Annotated in this window: 3 protein-coding genes; 2 read left to right on the top strand and 1 reads right to left on the bottom strand. The window is 68.2% G+C overall.

What is annotated here, in order from left to right:
• Both EB084_24350 and EB084_24355 read left to right on the top strand, forming a co-directional pair.
• Window positions 1-722, top strand: a 722-nt coding sequence (locus EB084_24350; protein ID NDD31395.1) for a hypothetical protein, incomplete at its 5' end; no start/stop codon positions are given.
• Window positions 723-756: 34 nt separating this feature from the next.
• Window positions 757-1,242, top strand: a complete 486-nt coding sequence (locus tag EB084_24355) for a hypothetical protein (GenBank protein ID NDD31396.1) — start codon at window positions 757-759, stop codon at window positions 1,240-1,242.
• A 7-nt stretch (window positions 1,243-1,249) separates the two neighbouring features.
• Here EB084_24355 and galT read toward each other — a convergent pair.
• Window positions 1,250-2,004: galactose-1-phosphate uridylyltransferase (galT, locus tag EB084_24360; GenBank protein ID NDD31397.1), on the bottom strand; the 755-nt coding region annotated here is incomplete at its 5' end.

Below are 2,004 nucleotides of genomic sequence, written 5' to 3' on the forward strand. Positions count from 1 at the left end.
ACCGATGTCGGCGTACCACGCATACCAGCTGCACCACACCGACCCGCACCGACGGCATACCGTGGTGTGCCCTCGACACCACCCGACCCGACGTGGAGGCCTGGCTGGCAGAGCGTGTTCTCGAGCTGCGATCGTGGGGCTACGACTACCTCAAGCTCGACTACCTCTACGCGGCGGCGCTTCCTGGTTGCCGCTACGTCGACATGCCGCGCGAGGCCGCCTATCGACGGGCCCTCGAGGTCATGCGTCGAGCGGCGGGAGATGCCTATCTGCTGGCCTGTGGCGCACCCATCATCGCCACCCTCGGGCTGGCCGATGGACTTCGGGTGGGTCCGGATGTGGCGCCCCTCTGGGATAATCCGGACCGCACCGATCTGCTCAACGACCCCACGGGTCCAGGTGGGCTGAACGCGCTGCGCACCTCGGTTCATCGCCTGTGGCTCTCGTCACTGGTGCAGGTCGATCCGGATGTGGCCTACTTCCGCACGCGGTACAGCCTTCTCAGCGACACGCAGAAGCGACTGCTTGCCGATCTGGGGAGGGTCTGCGGATTTCGCGGCACCTCTGATCCCCCCGCCTGGCTCGATCATCACGAGCTTGCCGCGATGCGCGACTTCGTCGGACGCACGCCAGAGGTGCGGCGGCTGGGCCGCTACCGCTTCGAGGTCGATGGTCGCGAGGTCGATTTCGAGGACGCGGCCACGGGCCTGTGGGTGCGCTGAGGCGCGGCAGCACGGGGGTAGCACGGCGTCGGGGATGAGCGGTTCGGGGAAGGGCCCGGGCACGCTCACGGTGAGCCTTCCCAACGGACTCATCGCCACCCTCGACCCAACGCAGACCTTCACGGTGACGCGTCCGGAGTTCTCGGTGAGCCCACCACAGACCTCGCCCGGCCAGAACGTCACCCTCATGCCTGCGCAGGGGAGCGCGCTCTCTGACATCCAGAACGTGCGCTTTGCGGGCTCCACGGCGAATCCCACGGTCGCGTCGTTCTCGCCGTCGAGCGGAGGGAAGGGAACCTCTGTGCTGACCAGCGGTCTGGCTCTTGCGAGCGGGCCGTACCCGTTCTTCGGTATCAGCATCACCGGTGGCGGGGTTCCGGCCACGAGCTTCAGCCATGACGCGGGGACCGGGAAGATCACGGCCGTGGTGCCAGCGCTGCCCTCGGGCAGCTGCTACATGCAGTGTCAGGACGCCACGGGTCAGGGTGTCGTGTCGACGTCAACGTTCACGGTGCCGTAGCGTCGCCTCAGATCACCTGTCGCAGCCGCGCCGCCGCCTGCTCGGCGGTGATGTCTCGCTGCGGGGTTCCGAGCATCTCGAACCCGACCATGAACTTGCGCACGGTGGCCGACCGCAGAAGCGGCGGGTAGAAGTGCAGATGCATGTGCCAGCCATCGTGGGCGAGGCCGTCGGTGGGGCGCTGGTGGATGCCCATCGAGTACGGGAAGGGGGCCTCGAAGACCCGATCATAGCCCCGGGTGAGGCGGCTGAGCACGTCGGCCAGGCCGTCGCGCTGGGCGCCGGAGAGGCCGTCGAGTGCGCTGGCGTGGGCCAAGGGCAGCACCAGGGTCTCGAACGGCCACACCGCCCAGTACGGCACCACCGCGACGAAGTGCGCATTGTCGTACACCACCCGCGCGCCGCGCGCCAGCTCGAGGTGCGCGTACTCGCACAGCAGGCAGCCACCATGGTCGCGCAGGTAGCCTTCCTGGGCAGAGGTCTCGCGTGCGGGCTCATCGGGCAGGCTCTCGGTGGCCCAGATCTGTCCGTGGGGATGGGGATTGCTCGCCCCCATCATCGCCCCCCGGTTCTCGAAGATCTGCACGTGGCCGATGTGCGGCAAGGCGCCCAGCGTGACATACTCGTGGGTCCACATGTCGATGACGCGGGCGATGGTCGATGGAGGCATGGTCGCCATGGTCAGATCATGGCGCGGGGAGAAGCAGGCCACGCGGCACGTGCCGCGCTCGGGGCGGGCGATGAGAAGGCGGGTTTCGGGGC

The organism is Pseudomonadota bacterium (assembly GCA_010028905.1).
In the GTDB taxonomy this organism is placed as follows: domain Bacteria; phylum Vulcanimicrobiota; class Xenobia; order RGZZ01; family RGZZ01; genus RGZZ01.

Coding starts and splice junctions, on each gene's coding strand:
- EB084_24355 (NDD31396.1), top strand. CDS start 757: ATGAGCGGTTCGGGGAAGGGCCCGGGCACGCTCACGGTGAGCCTTCCC.